This window comes from Paenibacillus sp. UNC217MF (assembly GCF_000686865.1).
Lineage (GTDB): Bacteria > Bacillota > Bacilli > Paenibacillales > Paenibacillaceae > Paenibacillus_B > Paenibacillus_B suaedae.
The window spans coordinates 21,055-36,816 of sequence record NZ_JMLT01000021.1 but is presented as its reverse complement, the minus strand read 5'-3'; the positions used below and the strand labels follow the sequence as shown (position 1 = coordinate 36,816).

Sequence of the window (15,762 nt, the reverse complement as noted above, 5' to 3'; positions counted from 1 at the left end):
ACAAGGGTTGTAAGAAATTAGCCGATAGAGCCTTCCATTTCGAATTTGATCAATCTATTCATCTCAACGGCATATTCCATTGGGAGCTCCTTCGTGAACGGCTCGATGAAGCCCATAACGATCATTTGAGTCGCTTCATCTTCAGACAAGCCGCGGCTCATCAGATAGAAGAGCTGATCCTCGGATACCTTGGATACAGTCGCTTCATGCTCCAATTGGATATTGTCATTGCGAATCTCGTTGTATGGAATCGTATCGGATGTAGACTCGTTATCCAAGATCAACGTATCACATTTTACGTTTGATTTTGCACCATCAGAATCACGACCGAACGAAGTCAAGCCGCGATACGAAACCTTACCGCCATGCTTCGAGATGGATTTCGAGATGATTGTCGACGTTGTATCTGGAGCCAAGTGAATCATCTTCGCACCCGCATCCTGATGCTGGCCTTTACCTGCTACCGCAATGGACAACACAGAGCCTTTTGCCCCGCGGCCTTTCAAGATGACAGCTGGGTATTTCATAGTCAGCTTGGAGCCGATGTTGCCGTCAACCCACTCCATGTTCGCATTTTCTTCCGCAACGGCACGCTTTGTAACCAGGTTGTAGATGTTTGGCGCCCAGTTTTGGATTGTTGTATAACGAACACGCGCATTTTTCTTCACGATAATCTCAACAACCGCACTATGAAGGGAATTCGTGCTGTAGATAGGCGCTGTACAGCCTTCAACGTAGTGCACGAAGCTGTCTTCATCAGCGATAATCAGCGTACGCTCGAACTGACCCATGTTCTCGGAGTTGATACGGAAGTAAGCTTGCAACGGAATTTCACACTTCACGCCTTTAGGCACGTAGATGAAGCTTCCGCCCGACCATACTGCACTGTTCAATGCAGCGAACTTGTTGTCCGCTGGAGGAACAACAGATGCGAAGTGCTCGCGGAAAATCTCCGGATGCTCACGAAGCGCTGTGTCCGTATCCATAAAGATTACGCCCTGCTCTTCGAGATCCTTCTGCATGCTGTGATAGACAACCTCAGATTCATACTGAGCAGATACACCGGCAAGGAACTTCTGTTCCGCTTCCGGAATACCGAGCTTATCGAATGTTTCTTTAATTTCAGTCGGAACTTCTTCCCATGTCTTTCCTTGCTTCTCAGAAGGACGCACATAGTATTGAATGTCGTTGAAGTCCAGCTCATCCAAATCGCCGCCCCAACGAGGCATTGTCATTTTGTTAAATTGCTCAAGCGACTTCAAGCGGAATTCCAGCATCCAGTCAGGCTCGCCCTTAATACGGGAGATCTCGGTAACGATCTCCGGCGTCAGCCCTTTACCAGATTGGAAGACTGCTTGGTGATTATCGCGAAAGCCATACTTGTATTCTTCCATTTCAGGCATTTTCTTCGCCATTGTTGTTGTACCTCCTTCGTGCGAACCTCGCACTTTATCGCCTATTCAGGCTTCTCGATCCCTTTGCGCAGCGCGTTCCAAGCCAATGTCGCACACTTGATGCGAGCCGGGAATTTGTTCACGCCGGACAGAGCCTCGATATCTTCATATTCATCAAACGCAGCGTCCTCGCCTTTAACCAGGGCAGAGAATCGCTCAGCCAATTCATGTGCCTGCTCCAACGTCTTACCTTTAACCGCTTCTGTCATCATTGACGCACTAGACATGCTAATCGAGCAGCCTTCGCCTGTGAATCTGGCATCCTCAACAATGCCATCGTTCAGCTTCAGCTGCAGTGATATGCGATCTCCACAAGTCGGGTTATTTAGGTCAACCGTAACCGTGTCTTCCTCGAACGTGCCGCGGTTCCGTGGCTTCTTGTAGTGATCCATGATGACTCGGCGATACAGATCATCCAATTGCATCGCTGAAATACTCCTTCGTTTCCCGCAAGGCTTCCGCCAACCGGTCAATGTCTGCTTCCGTGTTGTACAAGTAGAAACTTGCGCGCGCCGTAGCACTTACTTTGAGCCAACGCATAAGCGGTTGGCAGCAGTGATGTCCGGCACGTACCGCAATCCCCTTCGCATCCAGAACAGTAGCTACATCATGAGGATGGACATCATCCAAATTGAATGTAACGAGCCCGATCCGTTCGCTGCGAGGACCGTAGATCGAGATTCCCTCAATCTCAGACAAGCGCTCGACTGCATAGGCACCCAGCTGCATTTCATGCTTATGAATATTGTCCAGCCCTACTTCGTTCAGGAAATCAATCGCAGCGCCAAGTCCAACAGCACCCGCAATGATCGGTGTTCCTGCTTCGAATCGTGCAGGAACATCCTTCCATGTCGAATGATACAACTCGACGAAGTCGATCATTTCACCACCGAATTCGATTGGTTCCATCTTCTCGAGCAGCGCCATCTTCCCATATAATGCCCCGATTCCGGTTGGCCCGCACATTTTATGCCCTGACAATGCGTAGAAGTCGCAATCCAGATCCTGAACATCAATCCGCATATGCGGTGTGCTCTGTGCGCCGTCAACTACGATTACAGCACCGTGACGATGTGCAATCTCCGCGATCTGCTTCACTGGATTCACGATTCCGAGCACATTGGATGCATAAGCAATCGATACAATCTTCGTCCGATCTGTAATCGACTGCTCCACATCAGACAGCAAGAGTGTGCCATCTTCCTGCATCGGGATAAATTTCAATGTAGCCCCTGTTGCCTTTGCGACCTGCTGCCACGGAATGAAATTACTATGGTGTTCCATTTGCGTAATTACGATTTCATCGCCTTCACCGCATACGCTGCGTCCGTAGGACGATGCAACGAGATTAAGCGCAGATGTCGTCCCGCGTGTGAACACAATTTCTTCCGTGCGTGCCGCGTTAATGAACCGGGCAACTTTCTCCCGCGCACCTTCGTAAGCGTCTGTCGCCCGGGAACCGAGCGTATGGACGCCGCGATGTACGTTCGAGTTGTCCTTCTCATAATACGCTTGTATCGCATCAATTACGGACCTCGGCTTCTGTGAGGTTGCCGCACTGTCTAAATACACCAACGGATGACCATTAATTTCCTGATCTAGGATCGGAAATTGCTCACGAAGCTCGCGTCCAATCATTGCCCCAGCTTCCTTTCGATGTAACGCTTCAGCAATTGCTGCAGATGCTCGCTTGGCAGCTCAGCTACAACTGGCGCCAAGAAGCCGCGGATAATCAAGTTCTCCGCCTCTTCACGAGCAATACCGCGCGACATCATGTAATGTACTTGCTCCTGGTTCACTTGACCAGCAGAAGCAGCATGACCCGCTGTTACATCGTCCTCATCGATTAGCAAGATTGGGTTGGCGTCACCACGAGCTTTCGGGCTCAACATGAGCACGCGCTCGGTTTGCTCACCGTTCGCTTTTGTTGCCCCCTTCTCGATCTTCGTAATCCCGTTGATGATCGAAGAAGCAGCTTCGCGCATAACCGCGCGCGTAATCATTTGGCTGTCAGAGCTCTTGCCGAAGTGTACGGCTTTCGTCGTAATGTTCAACTTTTGCTCGCCATTTCCTACGCATATTACTTTTGTATCCGATGTAGAACCATTCCCTTTCAGGATCGAGTTCGTTTCAGACGCAGCGTTACCGTTATGCATTTCGCCAACAATCCACTCGATGCGGCCATCGTTTTCAACAATGGCACGACGAATCGTGATATCCGTAGCTTTCTCATCCAAATGATGGACAGATGCGTAAGTTACTTTCGCACCGGATTTAACAAATACTTCTACTACACCATTATGAACATAAGCATCAGTGGAAGAACCGGATACGTAGTTGTCTACGTAATTAACGCGGCTATTCACATCCGCAACGATCAACACATGCGGTGCAAATGTAGCCTTCGCATTATCTGTATAGAATACAGCCTGAAGCGGAATATCCACTTCTACATTTTTCGGCACGTACAAGAATACGCCGCCATTCCATACTGCAGCATGCACAGCTGCCAATTGATGCTCATCAGCCTTCAGAGCTTGCATCAAATGAGGCTTCACCAAGTCTTCGTGCTCACGAACAGCCGTCTCCAAGTCTGTGAAGATAACACCCTTCGCTGCCAATTCAGCTTGCAGCTGACGAAAAACAACACTGGAATTGTGCTGAACCAGCACATTGTCAACCTGCTCGGAAGACTCATCCCCTGTCAAAATGTTGCGAGCTTCTGCTGGAATAGTAGCAAATGTAGATGCCAATTGACCATCTACATGTTCACCATATGCACTAAGATCCCAACGTTCAATTTTTGTTTTCTCAAATATCGGATAATCCAGTCCCGCTGCTTGATCCAACGCCTGCAAGCGCATTTCAGCAAGCCATGCTGGCTCACTCTTGCGGCTCGAAAGCGCTGCGACCGCTTCACGGCTCACTGGCAATGTCGTATTCGTGCTCATCGGTCTATCGCTCCTCCTGTCAATCGTTTGCTAGAATGAATTACTCGTCTTGTCCAACTGTTTCGTCTGTAATGCCGAGTTCTTCCTTCACCCAGTCGTAGCCTTCTGCCTCAAGGCGCTCAGCCAATTCAGGTCCGCCGGATTTCACGATGCGGCCTTGCATCATAACGTGTACGAAATCAGGCTTCACATAGTTCAGCAAACGTTGATAGTGCGTAATAACCAAGAATCCGCGCTCTTCGCTGCGCATCGCATTTACACCATTTGCAACGATCTTCAAGGCGTCGATATCCAAACCGGAGTCGATTTCATCCAATACTACGATTTTCGGATCGAGCATCATCATTTGCAAGATTTCGTTACGCTTCTTCTCCCCGCCGGAGAAGCCTTCGTTCAAGTAACGATGAGCGAACTCTTCGTTCATCTCAAGCTCTTTCATTTTGCCTTCCATTTGGCGAATGAACTTAATCAAGGAGATTTCGTTGCCTTCGCCGCGGCGTGCATTGATGGCACTGCGCAGGAAGTCGGAGTTCGTTACACCTGCGATCTCGCTTGGATATTGCATAGCAAGGAATAGGCCGGCGCGAGCGCGCTCGTCAACTTCCATCTCAAGCAAATCTTCACCGTTCAATGTAGCAGAACCTTCTGTTACTTCATATTTAGGATGGCCCATCAAAGCAGAAGCGAGTGTACTTTTACCAGTTCCGTTAGGACCCATGATAGCATGTACCTCGCCGCCTTTCATTTCAAGGTTGATTCCTTTCAGAATCTCTTTACCTTCAATGGTCGCCTTCAAACCATTAATGACGAATTGAGTTGACATTGTGTTGTAACCTCCAGATTGATGGATTTGTAGAAAAGATGTATACTGAAAGAACAAGCAATCTTTATCCACGCTATAAGATTTATCACATTATAATCATTATAAAATGATTATCATTGATTCTCAATATAATTTTAAAACAATCATTTGTATAAATCAACCAGTGCCCTGTCCTCACTCTTTATACCTCGTGCATAACAGCTCCCTATTTCTATAGAAAAGCGCCTATTTGCTAGAGCATCATCGTTTTACCAATTTATATATAATTTCAGTAAAAAGCGCACCCTTTTCAGGATGCGCTTATATGATTTTCATTTACTTATTGAGATTTGTATCCGCCATTCCTTATGCAAGGAATGCATTCAACATCCATACATGCTTCTCTAGGTCAGATTGAATGCTGATGAACAAGTCATTTGTAGGCTCGTCCCCTGCAGCTTGCGCTGCTTCTTGAGCTTCGCCGCATTCTGCAATCAATTGATTGAAGTCTTTAACAAGCTGCTTCACCATTTCTTCTGCTGTTTCGCTGCCTGTCGCTTCTTGCAATGTTGTATGCTCCAAATACTGCTTCACAGTAGCATATGGTCTGCCCCCAATTGTGAGCAAGCGTTCCGCAACATCATCCATTTTCGCTGTGATTTCATTATAGAACTCTTCGAACTTCTCATGCAGCGTGAAGAACAGAGGACCTTTTACATACCAATGGTAGTTATGAAGTTTCACATACAATACGTTCAAGTTCGCTACTTGCTGATTCAACAGAGATTGAAGTTTTTCATTATTTGCCATAATCAAAACGCCTCCTAATTGATATCAATTTCTTATTAATAATAATTCTAAATTAATATTAACTATTTTTCAAGTCTTTCTTGTACAAATGTTGATTGCCAATCTTTTCTAGCCTGTTTCTCATCGATTCCTTGCAACTTTATTCTGCTGGCCTACTATATATATGTACCCGTGTCCACGTGAAATGAATCATCGCAACACGGCGTCCCATAAGGACTAGAGGTCATAAGTGTAACGCAAGCTGCTTCAAATCAGCTATGACGCTTGATACATAAAACATCGGAATACTTCAATATTATGCGTCCCCTGCGCATTGATCATACAGCTGAATTTAGAAGTGCCTTAGAACATGAGGTTCAAAGCATCGCTGCCCTTCATGCCAACTGTAATACCGAGACGCTCAGCTTCGTGAGTGATGGATTCAAGCGGAGCTTCAAGCAACTGCTCCAGTGTCCGTACCCCGACTGCGCGTCCTGCGATGATCCCTCGATCATGCAGCTTCGTATTGAGCAGCCCTACATCAAGCGCACCGCACATAATATAGCCTTTATCGGTTGAGATCGACAGAAGTGTCGTTTTGGGCAGCAGCACTTCAACGCCTAGCACGGTTCTTTCACCAATTTCCATGGGTATTAACCGTATCACTTTGAATGCCTCCTTCTGACTTACAGGATGGTATCATCTTATGCAATCGCCGTCTTTTTGGCGCGTATGTGCCCGCAAAACAATATTTAGTTCTAAAGAACTATATTTGTCGGAATTTATACCGTATTATAATGTATTTATCTAGGCAAAATGTCCAGGTTGGAGGAATTACTGACAATGCTTTATCCTACTTCATCTCAACAATCCGTCTTCAAGTTCAATGTTGACATCCTTGTACAAGGCGAATCCAACGTGGCTGCGCTAGAAGCTTTGCTGCAATTGCTGCATCAACACCCCGACGTACTGGACGCACGCGTTCAATCCGGTAATGAGCTCGGTTCCTTGTTGGAGCTTGCCGAAGCCATGCAGCAGCGCAATATCAAGCAGTCACCGTTTGGCAAGCTGGCAGTCCGCGCAGCCCATTCAAGCTCCACAGCTGCTGATCATCGTGTGGATAATTCCTCACCGAGAACAAATAACAAGCGGGGTGCGGCCGCACATTCACCAGAATCAATGGCCACTATGAACAAGCCAGCACGCACCGCAGCTGCCGAATATACGGAGCCAAGCCAACAGCAATCCAATGATGCCCGGCTTCAAGATGTCGAGAATCAGCTCCGAAGCTACATCGAACAGAATCGTTTATTACGTTTGCGCATTAACAAAGGAAAAGGCATTACATTGAATCTCCCCTGCCGTATCCTCAATTATGACGCCTCAAATCAGCTGCTGAACGTATACCATGTTGATGAGAAGCAAGTGTACGCATTTAACCTGAATGAGATCGAAGATATGCAGCCCTAAACTCAATAACACATGAACAAACAACAACAGCCGCAATGAAGTCAGATCAGTCGACTCCTATTGCGGCTGTTGCATATCTGTTATTCACTTATGTACGAACATTGCATCGCTTCCTGATTGCAGCGAATATCTGCGGAACAGAGATTCGAACCCACTGCGTGGCAGCGGAGGGCTGAAGTAATAGCCCTGTATATTGTCACATTGATTATTTTGCAAGAAGACAAGCTGTTCCTTCGTCTCTACACCTTCTGCAATAACTTGCATATTCATATTGTGCCCGAGTGCTATAATCGCCGATACGATGGCAGCATCATTCGGATCTTGCTGCAAATCACGCACAAAGGAGCGATCAATCTTGAGGCGGTGTATCGGAAAGTTCTTCAAATAATGCAGTGAGCTGTAACCCGTTCCAAAATCATCAATACTAATCGCTACGCCCATATCTTTCAACTTGCGCAAGGTCTGTGACGCACGCGATACTTCCATCGTCATGCTCTCCGTAATTTCCAGGTCAAGGTATTGCGGTTCCAGCCCTGTTCGCTGCAGTACCTCCTGTACCGTCTCCGTCAAATTGTTCATTTCGAACTGCCTTACTGACAAATTAACGGATACCGGTATACGCTCAAGGCCTTTATCTTGCCACTGCTTATTCTGTCGGCAGGCTTCTTCCATAATCCATGTCCCGAGGGCTACAATGAAGCCATTTTCTTCAGCTAAGGAGATAAATTCTCCTGGCGGAATGAGACCTCGCTCCGGATGGTTCCAGCGTACAAGTGCCTCCATCCCGACAATCCGGCAGGTCGACATATCTACCTGCGGCTGGTAATAGAGCTCGAACTCCCCTCTTGTCAGCGCCTTGCGCATATCATGCTCCAGTGTAATACGCTCAAGCGGACGATCATTCATCTCTGGGACGAAGAATAGATATCCGTTCTTCCCCAGTTCCTTCACTCGAGACAAGGCGTAGTCCGCCTGTTGAACGGCCAGACCTGCATCATGAATGCGCATATCTTCATGAATAAGCTTCACGCCTATGCTCATCGTCACATGAACGGGGATATCGTTCAATTCGAACGGCTCCTCGAACACCGACAACAGTTGGCGTACACGCTCCTTCACTTCCTCCTCTGATCCTGCGTTCGTCATGAAGCAGATGAATTCATCTCCCTCCATGCGAGCAATGACATCATTCTCAGTCATCGAGCGCAGCAGCCTGTCGGCAATCTGCATGAGGAGCATATCGCCGAAATCAGTACCAAATGTATCGTTAATGCGCTTAAACCGATCAAGATCCATGTACAGCACCGCAATAGAAAACGAGGCATGAGCTGCCATCTCTAGCGCTTCTTCCAGCCGTTGCATGAACATTCGACGATTCGGCAAGCCGGTCATATCATCATAATAGGCCATGTAGCGAATCCGTTCTTCCATATATCGATTTGGACTCGCGTCTCGAAGACTTACTGAGAAAATGGCTTCCTCTTCTGGGCAATGAGTCAGTCCTGGAAGCTGCGTCATTCGAATGAGCCAGTCTTGCGGGAAGCCATCCTTCGAGCATCCGACCAATTCCAGCTCGATCTCGCCCTCGCTTGTTACTTGATCCATGGCCTGAATTAGCTTCGAGCAAGCTTGTTCCTCCATCCACTGACCGATAGTGATGAGCGAGCCATCGAACCCGGTTACCTCTTGGAACGCTGGGTTCATGCCGACAACCTTGCCATCTTGACGGACAAACAGCATAGGAACAGGCAGGTGATCGTAATAAGACTTCCATGTTGGCTGAACAGAGACAGCTGGCGGCTCAATCGTGCTAATCGGATTATGTGCTACTCCAAACCGTTGATAGTGTGAGGATCTAATCTTAGCAGCTGCAGCATATCCAAGCATCGCTGTAAGCAGAATCAGCACCCACAATCGCGCCAATCCCTCCAACTGCAGCACAGCCCACCCTGTACATACGATTGCCGTAATTAAAGAGACAGCCATTACATATAAAGCATATCGAATTGAGCGATCCCGCTTCTGCAATTGCCGTTCATTCTGTACCTTACGGTCACTCACTAAGTATCTTCCTTCCAGCGTTGGAGTCAGTACGAACACTCATCGACGAGCAGCAAGAGCAAGCATCAACCAACCAGCGATGAATGCCACTCCTCCAATCGGTGTAATCGCTCCTAACATTTTAATTCCTGTGAAGCACAGCAGATACAAGCTGCCAGAGAATACAATAATACCGATCCATATCAGCCGAGCTGACAATGCGACCTTCTTCTGATCCGCCAATTTATCCGCCAATATCGCAATAAGAAGCAATCCAAGCGCGTGCGCCATATGGTATTGAACAGCTGTTTCAAAAGTAGCCATCCGCTCAGGTGTCAAAAACCCCTTCATGACATGCGCTCCGAATGCACCGAGAGCGACGGATAACAGCATATTTATACTTCCTATAATCGTATAGCGTCGCAACATGATGTTCGCTCCTTCAAGCCACATTTCGGCAATTTTTAACTATATTCGATACGATTATATATTATCTGAATTATTGCTGTTTTTCCACTAACAAATATGATCCTATAGGGCATTCTGAGGTGGGGGATTTATTTACCACCCTCAGGGGCGCGAAGGTTATCCCATACATGACGGAGTGCAACAATCGGATGCTTAACCAGCATTTTAGGGCCTACTTCCCGCATGACGAGTTTGATAGCATCACGCTTGTCTTGCTTATAGCAATGAACCCCACACCGTTCACATGTCGTCTTGCGCTCTCCGAAGCGGCAATGGGTAAGACGCTTCCAAGCATAGGCAAGCAATTCAGCGCAGCTAGGGCATAAACCGTATTGCTCTGAACGGTTCTCGGAATGTGGATTCAGCTCCAGTGTATGATGATGATGACAATATATGCGGAGCATGAGCAGAACAGTCCGTTTTTCTCGTTTGATTCTTGACCCTTCCTGCTTGTGGTTCTCTTTACGGAGCGAGGGTGATGGCAGCATTTCACCTTGCCCTTGTTTTATTTCCATCTCAATCGACCTCATCATTAGGTTTTTACATCTAACTAATGATGTAATCATATCGAGAAGCAGGAATGCCGGATATGACTTTGATAACAGAACATCCAGCACAGTACCCACATCCACAAGATAACGATCCATGTAAATGAATCGCTCCCATTGGGACAAAAATAAGTGCACACCACCCCTCAAAGTCATACATTGTATATATCGGTTATTTTCAAATTTTTGTTAGAAAAAGTCTATTTTAGATTGTCAACAAAAAATAACCGCAGCATCCTGCTCGCTACTTAGCAGGTCACTGCGGTTGATGATGTTCTTTCCTTCATGCAGAAATTACTTGTAAGGAATATCCTGCATTAGCGATCTAACCAATAGTATTATTCCTCACTGCTGTCTGATCGCTCCTGTATTCCGACGTTACCTTCAGAGCGACCTGAATCACCTGAGCTTTCCACATAATGCTGGAGCATAGACAGCTTGTTATCCCAATAACGATCATAATAGGCCAGCCAACGCTTCAATTCCAGCAGTGGATCCGGATCCAGCCGATATCTAACCTCTCTGCCAATTTTCCGATCCTTAACGAGTCCCGCTTCGGCCAGAATACGCAAATGCTTGGATACGGCAGTCCGGCTCATCGGGAAATGTCCGCTAATCACCGTGACAGGAAGTTCCTGATCTGCGAGCAGCTGCAGCAGCTTGCGGCGTGTAGGATCAGCAATCGCTTGGAACACATCATGCTTCGGTGCAGATGACCCCATCTTACGCCTCGATGATGGAACGAAGCTTCTGAACCAATCCGTCCCAGCCATTGTTCATGCGCTCGCGTACAACTGTATGCGTCTCGCCGAACTCCGTAATCCCATCCGGATCCCATCCAGAATGAATGAGCGTAAATTCCGTCTTCCCATCAACTTCAGCCAAGGAAAATGTCAATGTCCAATCCTTCCCCCAGCGGAATGACAAGCGGTTCGGAGGATCGAGTTCTGTAACCTTGCATGGCGAGTTGCCAAAGGGGCCCGCATTCAGGTGAAATTCGTAGCCAAGCTCAGGCTGGAAATCATTCGGCATGAACCAGGCTGCAATGCCTTCCGAAGTAGCTACCGCATCCCATACCTTTTGGATCGGCGCTTGCAATGTAATTGTTTTTTGAATATCGAGAGATGATTGAGAAGCATGATTTGTCATAGATGTTATTCCTCCAACTATTCGATATCTGTCAGCATGTGCTAACGAGATCGACATTATTACGAAACCATTTGGTTTCATGTTAGTGTTCATTATATGACACCTATTGGTTTCATGTCAAACATGCCTTCCTTGTCCTGCTCCCCCTTTTCTTGAAAAAACACGGATTGTATCACAGTCAGGATCTACTCAACGAGTAAAAAAATACGATCCAGAACTATCGTCCTCTTACCGGACGAAAGTCTAGATCGTTCTGATGCTTCTATGCAACTGTGATAATGATCGGATCTTGCTTCGTAATAATAATCGTATGCTCGAATTGCGCAGCTACACTGCCATCAGGCGTGCTTAATGTCCAGCCGTCTGCCTGCTTCACCGCATAGTCCGCGCCTGTAGACAGGAATGGCTCGATCGTAATAACCATGCCTTCCTTCAGGATTCTTGTATCGAGTCGATTGTAAATCGGCAGAATACTTGGCTCTTCATGCACAGCTCTCCCCACACCATGGGAGCACAAGTTTTGAATTACGGTATATCCGCCTTGATCAGCAGCTTCCTCGAACATTTTCCCAATCGTGTTCAGCTTTACTCCATGCTTCAATGAAGAGATGACCTTCATCATCGTATCATGCGTGTATTGACACAGTTCCGTAATTTCCGTGCTGTGAGGAGCAAGTTGGAACGACTGGCCCGAATCCGCAACATAGCCGTTCTTTTCCGCGCATACATCTACATTAATTAAATCACCAGGCTGCAGCACTTTCTTGCCTGGAATCCCATGGGCAACCTCTGTATTCACACTGATGCAAGAATGCCCAGGAAATTTAAAAGCCTTCATCGGTGCGGATACAGCACCATGACGCTTCAGCACTTCCCCACCGATCTCATCCAGTTGCTTTGTCGTCATGCCCGCACGTGCACTCTTCTTCATCTCTTGGATGGTCAATGCTACAATCCTTCCAATCTCCTTCAGTCCTTCTACGTCTTCCTTGGAGCCTGCTGTCATCGCATGCACCTCCCTTTCTACTTCCTCAAGTTACTCATGAAATAAGAATTAAGTACCTTGTATTGTATCACATCCTGCTTGCCAGACCTCAAACCTAAATGAATCAGCCGATCCTCAATCTGCTTCCTCAGTTCAATGAGCGCGTGCATCTCTCGTTTCATTATCCCAGCAACCCGTGAATATATTGATCATAACCAGCAGCAAAGGTCATTAGAGGTTGTTCAAAAAGTCCGCTTCTGATCACGAAGCAAATCATGAAGTGGACTCGGCATCGAATCTTGAATTCAGCCGGACCTTCCGGTGCTCATGTACCCAAAACGTACGCTCCGCTCCTCAGGCCCTAGCTTCATCCAACTTTCTCGGTGCTGAAAACCGGCCTTTTTGAACACGAACTATTAGTTAATACGTCCAACAGGAGGTGTCAGCCATTGAACGAACGGACGTTCATTGTGTCCCGCGAGGACTGGTCGCTCCATCGCAAAGGCTATCAAGATCAAGCACGCCATCAGCAGAGGGTGCGTGAAGCGATAAAGCAGAATCTGCCCGATCTCGTTACTGAAGAGAACATTATTATGTCAGATGGGAAACAAATCATTAAAGTCCCTATTCGCAGTCTGGACGAATTCCGATTCGTCTATAACTTCAATAAGAAGAAGCACGTCGGTCAAGGAGACGGAGACAGTCAGGTTGGGGATGTGCTCGGCACGGACAGCAGCTCACAAGGTCAAGGCAAGGGCAAGCAGGCTGGTGATCAAGCCGGTGCCGACATCATTGAAGCGGAGATCAGTATCGAAGACCTCGAAAATCTGCTGTTCGATGAATTGGAGCTGCCCAACTTGCAGCAGAAGGATAAGGAGGAAGTCGAGGTAACCGACATTCGATTCAATGACATTCGCAAGAAGGGCATCATGTCCAACATTGACAAGAAGCGGACGATCCTCGAAAATTTGCGGCGCAACGCGCTCACTGGCAAGCCTGGCATTCATCACATTAGTCCTGACGATCTGCGGTACAAGACGTGGGAGGAAATTATTAAGCCTCAATCAAGCGCCGTTATTATTGCGATGATGGACACCTCGGGATCGATGGGCAGCTTCGAGAAATATTGTGCGCGCAGCTTCTTCTTCTGGATGACACGCTTCTTGCGCAAGCAGTATGAGAAGGTCGAACTGGTATTCATCGCTCACCATACCGAGGCTAAGGAAGTAACCGAAGACGAATTCTTTACACGCGGAGAGAGCGGCGGCACGATCTGTTCATCCGCTTATGTGAAGGCGCTTGAGATTATCGATACACGCTATCCACCGTCCAGCTATAATATTTATCCGTTCCATTTCTCAGACGGTGACAACTTGACGAGCGATAACGATCGCTGTGTGAAGCTGATTGGCCAAATATTAAAGAAGGCCAACATGTTCGGATACGGTGAGGTAAACCAATACAACCGCAGCAGCACCCTAATGTCGGCTTACCGCAATATCCAGCTGCCCAACTTTATGCACTACGTCATTAAGGAAAAGGGAGAGGTGTACCGGGCGCTGAAGCACTTTTTCAAAAAACAGCCGGGAGGTAGCCGTACATGAGTGCAAATAACATGCAGGAGCTGGAGTATGCCATCGACGAAATTACCGAAATCGCCGAAGGCTTCGGGCTCGATTTCTATCCGATGCGCTATGAAATCTGCCCGGCCGACATCATATATACCTTTGGAGCATACGGTATGCCCACACGTTTCAGCCACTGGAGCTTCGGCAAGACTTTTCACAAGATGAAAATGCAATACGACTTCGGGTTAAGCAAAATCTACGAGCTCGTCATTAATTCCAATCCGTGCTACGCCTTCCTGCTGGAAGGCAATTCACTTATCCAAAACAAGCTGATCGTAGCGCATGTGCTTGCCCACTGTGACTTCTTCAAAAATAACGCCCGGTTCTCGGCCACGAACCGCAATATGGTAGACAGCATGTCCGTCACGGCTGAACGTGTCAATCAATATGAAATGGAGTATGGTACCCAGGCAGTCGAGAGCTTCATCGACGCGGTACTCGGCATTCAGGAGCATATCGATCCAAATGTCATCAAGCCGAGAAACCTGGATAAGGAACGCTATATGGAGGCGAAGCTGCGCGAGCTGCGCGAGGCACAGCCACGCGATCCTGGACGGTACGATGACTTGTGGGAGCTAGACAGACGAAGCCAAGCCTCCAAGTCATCCAAGTTCAGCCTGCATGACATGTCAAATCGCCCCTTCCCTCCGGAACCGGAGAAGGATATCATATGGTTCATACAGCAATTCTCGCCTGTTCTTGAAGATTGGCAGCGCGATATTATGTCCATGCTGCGCGACGAGATGCTCTACTTCTGGCCGCAGATCGAGACGAAGATCATGAACGAGGGCTGGGCTTCCTATTGGCATCAGCGGATTATACGTGAGCTGGATTTAACTAGCGAAGAAACAGTCGAGTATGCAAAGCTGAACAGCTCTGTCGTACAGCCATCGCGTCATAGCTTGAACCCTTATTACCTTGGCATCAAACTGTTCGAGGATATTGAGAAGCGCTGGGATGAGCCAACGAAGGAAGAGCAAGAGCGGTATGGACGTCAACCTGGTCAGGGCCGGGCCAAAATATTTGAAGTGCGTGAACTGGAATCGGATCAGTCATTCCTTCGCAATTATTTGACGAAGAAGCTGACCGAGGAGCTGGATCTGTACATCTTCGAGAAGAAGGGGCCGGAGTGGAAAATTACCGACAAGTCATGGCAGAACATCCGCGATCAGCTCGTCTATTCACGAGTCAACGGCGGCTTCCCCTACATTACAGTTGAGGATGGCGATTACCAGCGCTCTGGCGAGCTCTATCTCGTACACCAATATGAAGCCGTGGAGCTGGATTTGAAATACGTCGAACGTACCCTGCCTTATGTATATACCCTGTGGGGCAAGCCGGTTCACGTCGAGACGACCGTCGATGACAAGCAGGTCCTGTTCACCTATGATGGCAAGAAGGTATCGCGGAAGTTTATTTAGAGGAATATAGTAACTGGTGTTCTCATTACTGGGACACCAGTTATTTTTGCTTCCAAG

The 15,762-nt window shown here is 47.6% G+C and carries 16 protein-coding genes; 3 read left to right on the top strand and 13 right to left on the bottom strand.

Annotated elements, in window-relative coordinates:
* Positions 1 to 17: 17 nt before the first annotated feature.
* From sufB to BP95_RS0112755, 7 genes are all read right to left on the bottom strand, one after another.
* Positions 18 to 1,415, bottom strand: coding sequence for a Fe-S cluster assembly protein SufB (sufB, locus tag BP95_RS0112785; RefSeq protein WP_021252192.1), 1,398 nt, complete (start codon positions 1,413 to 1,415; stop codon positions 18 to 20).
* Between the two features lie 41 nt (positions 1,416 to 1,456).
* Positions 1,457 to 1,879, bottom strand: a complete 423-nt coding sequence (sufU, locus tag BP95_RS0112780) for a Fe-S cluster assembly sulfur transfer protein SufU (protein ID WP_021252193.1) — start codon at positions 1,877 to 1,879, stop codon at positions 1,457 to 1,459.
* On the bottom strand, positions 1,866 to 3,092 hold the full coding sequence (locus BP95_RS0112775) for a cysteine desulfurase (protein WP_028532378.1): 1,227 nt from the start codon (positions 3,090 to 3,092) through the stop codon (positions 1,866 to 1,868). Before BP95_RS0112775 ends, sufU begins: the two co-directional genes overlap by 14 nt.
* Positions 3,089 to 4,405, bottom strand: a complete 1,317-nt coding sequence (gene sufD, locus BP95_RS0112770; RefSeq protein WP_028532377.1) for a Fe-S cluster assembly protein SufD — start codon at positions 4,403 to 4,405, stop codon at positions 3,089 to 3,091. Before sufD ends, BP95_RS0112775 begins: the two co-directional genes overlap by 4 nt.
* Positions 4,406 to 4,445: 40 nt before the next feature.
* Positions 4,446 to 5,228, bottom strand: a complete 783-nt coding sequence (gene sufC, locus BP95_RS0112765) for a Fe-S cluster assembly ATPase SufC (protein WP_021254151.1) — start codon at positions 5,226 to 5,228, stop codon at positions 4,446 to 4,448.
* 345 nt (positions 5,229 to 5,573) lie between these two features.
* Positions 5,574 to 6,017 (bottom strand): Dps family protein, encoded by a 444-nt coding sequence (locus tag BP95_RS0112760; RefSeq protein WP_028532376.1) that lies wholly within the window; start codon positions 6,015 to 6,017, stop codon positions 5,574 to 5,576.
* A 342-nt stretch (positions 6,018 to 6,359) separates the two neighbouring features.
* A complete protein-coding gene (locus tag BP95_RS0112755) occupies positions 6,360 to 6,662 on the bottom strand; it encodes a YunC family protein (RefSeq protein ID WP_021254153.1) in 303 nt (100 codons plus the stop codon).
* 177 nt (positions 6,663 to 6,839) lie between these two features.
* On the opposite strand from BP95_RS0112755, the gene BP95_RS0112750 reads away from it, so the two are divergent.
* Entirely contained in the window at positions 6,840 to 7,466 is a 627-nt protein-coding gene (locus BP95_RS0112750; protein WP_028532375.1) for a hypothetical protein, read from the top strand.
* Between the two features lie 84 nt (positions 7,467 to 7,550).
* On the opposite strand, the gene BP95_RS30285 is transcribed toward BP95_RS0112750, so the two are convergent.
* The 6 genes from BP95_RS30285 to map form a co-directional block, all read right to left on the bottom strand.
* Complete coding sequence (locus BP95_RS30285; protein WP_231515109.1) at positions 7,551 to 9,527, bottom strand: sensor domain-containing protein; 1,977 nt, start codon at positions 9,525 to 9,527, stop codon at positions 7,551 to 7,553.
* Positions 9,528 to 9,566: 39 nt separating this feature from the next.
* The gene (locus tag BP95_RS0112740) at positions 9,567 to 9,935 is read right to left on the bottom strand and encodes a DUF423 domain-containing protein (protein ID WP_028532374.1); all 369 of its coding nucleotides are present in this window, start codon (positions 9,933 to 9,935) and stop codon (positions 9,567 to 9,569) included.
* 128 nt (positions 9,936 to 10,063) lie between these two features.
* Positions 10,064 to 10,621 (bottom strand): nitrous oxide-stimulated promoter family protein, encoded by a 558-nt coding sequence (locus BP95_RS31920; protein ID WP_051614073.1) that lies wholly within the window; start codon positions 10,619 to 10,621, stop codon positions 10,064 to 10,066.
* Between the two features lie 239 nt (positions 10,622 to 10,860).
* On the bottom strand, positions 10,861 to 11,244 hold the full coding sequence (locus tag BP95_RS0112730) for an ArsR/SmtB family transcription factor (protein WP_028532372.1): 384 nt from the start codon (positions 11,242 to 11,244) through the stop codon (positions 10,861 to 10,863).
* Between the two features lies 1 nt (position 11,245).
* The gene (locus BP95_RS0112725; RefSeq protein WP_028532371.1) at positions 11,246 to 11,671 is read right to left on the bottom strand and encodes an SRPBCC family protein; all 426 of its coding nucleotides are present in this window, start codon (positions 11,669 to 11,671) and stop codon (positions 11,246 to 11,248) included.
* A 262-nt stretch (positions 11,672 to 11,933) separates the two neighbouring features.
* Entirely contained in the window at positions 11,934 to 12,677 is a 744-nt protein-coding gene (gene map, locus BP95_RS0112720; protein ID WP_028532370.1) for a type I methionyl aminopeptidase, read from the bottom strand.
* A 428-nt stretch (positions 12,678 to 13,105) separates the two neighbouring features.
* Between map and yhbH the strand changes: the two genes are divergently transcribed.
* Both yhbH and BP95_RS0112705 read left to right on the top strand, forming a co-directional pair.
* Positions 13,106 to 14,260: a sporulation protein YhbH gene (gene yhbH, locus BP95_RS0112710; RefSeq protein ID WP_021254161.1), complete on the top strand. Its 1,155-nt coding sequence runs from the start codon at positions 13,106 to 13,108 to the stop codon at positions 14,258 to 14,260.
* Positions 14,257 to 15,705 (top strand): SpoVR family protein, encoded by a 1,449-nt coding sequence (locus BP95_RS0112705; protein ID WP_021254162.1) that lies wholly within the window; start codon positions 14,257 to 14,259, stop codon positions 15,703 to 15,705. Before yhbH ends, BP95_RS0112705 begins: the two co-directional genes overlap by 4 nt.
* The last annotated feature ends 57 nt before the right edge of the window (positions 15,706 to 15,762 follow it).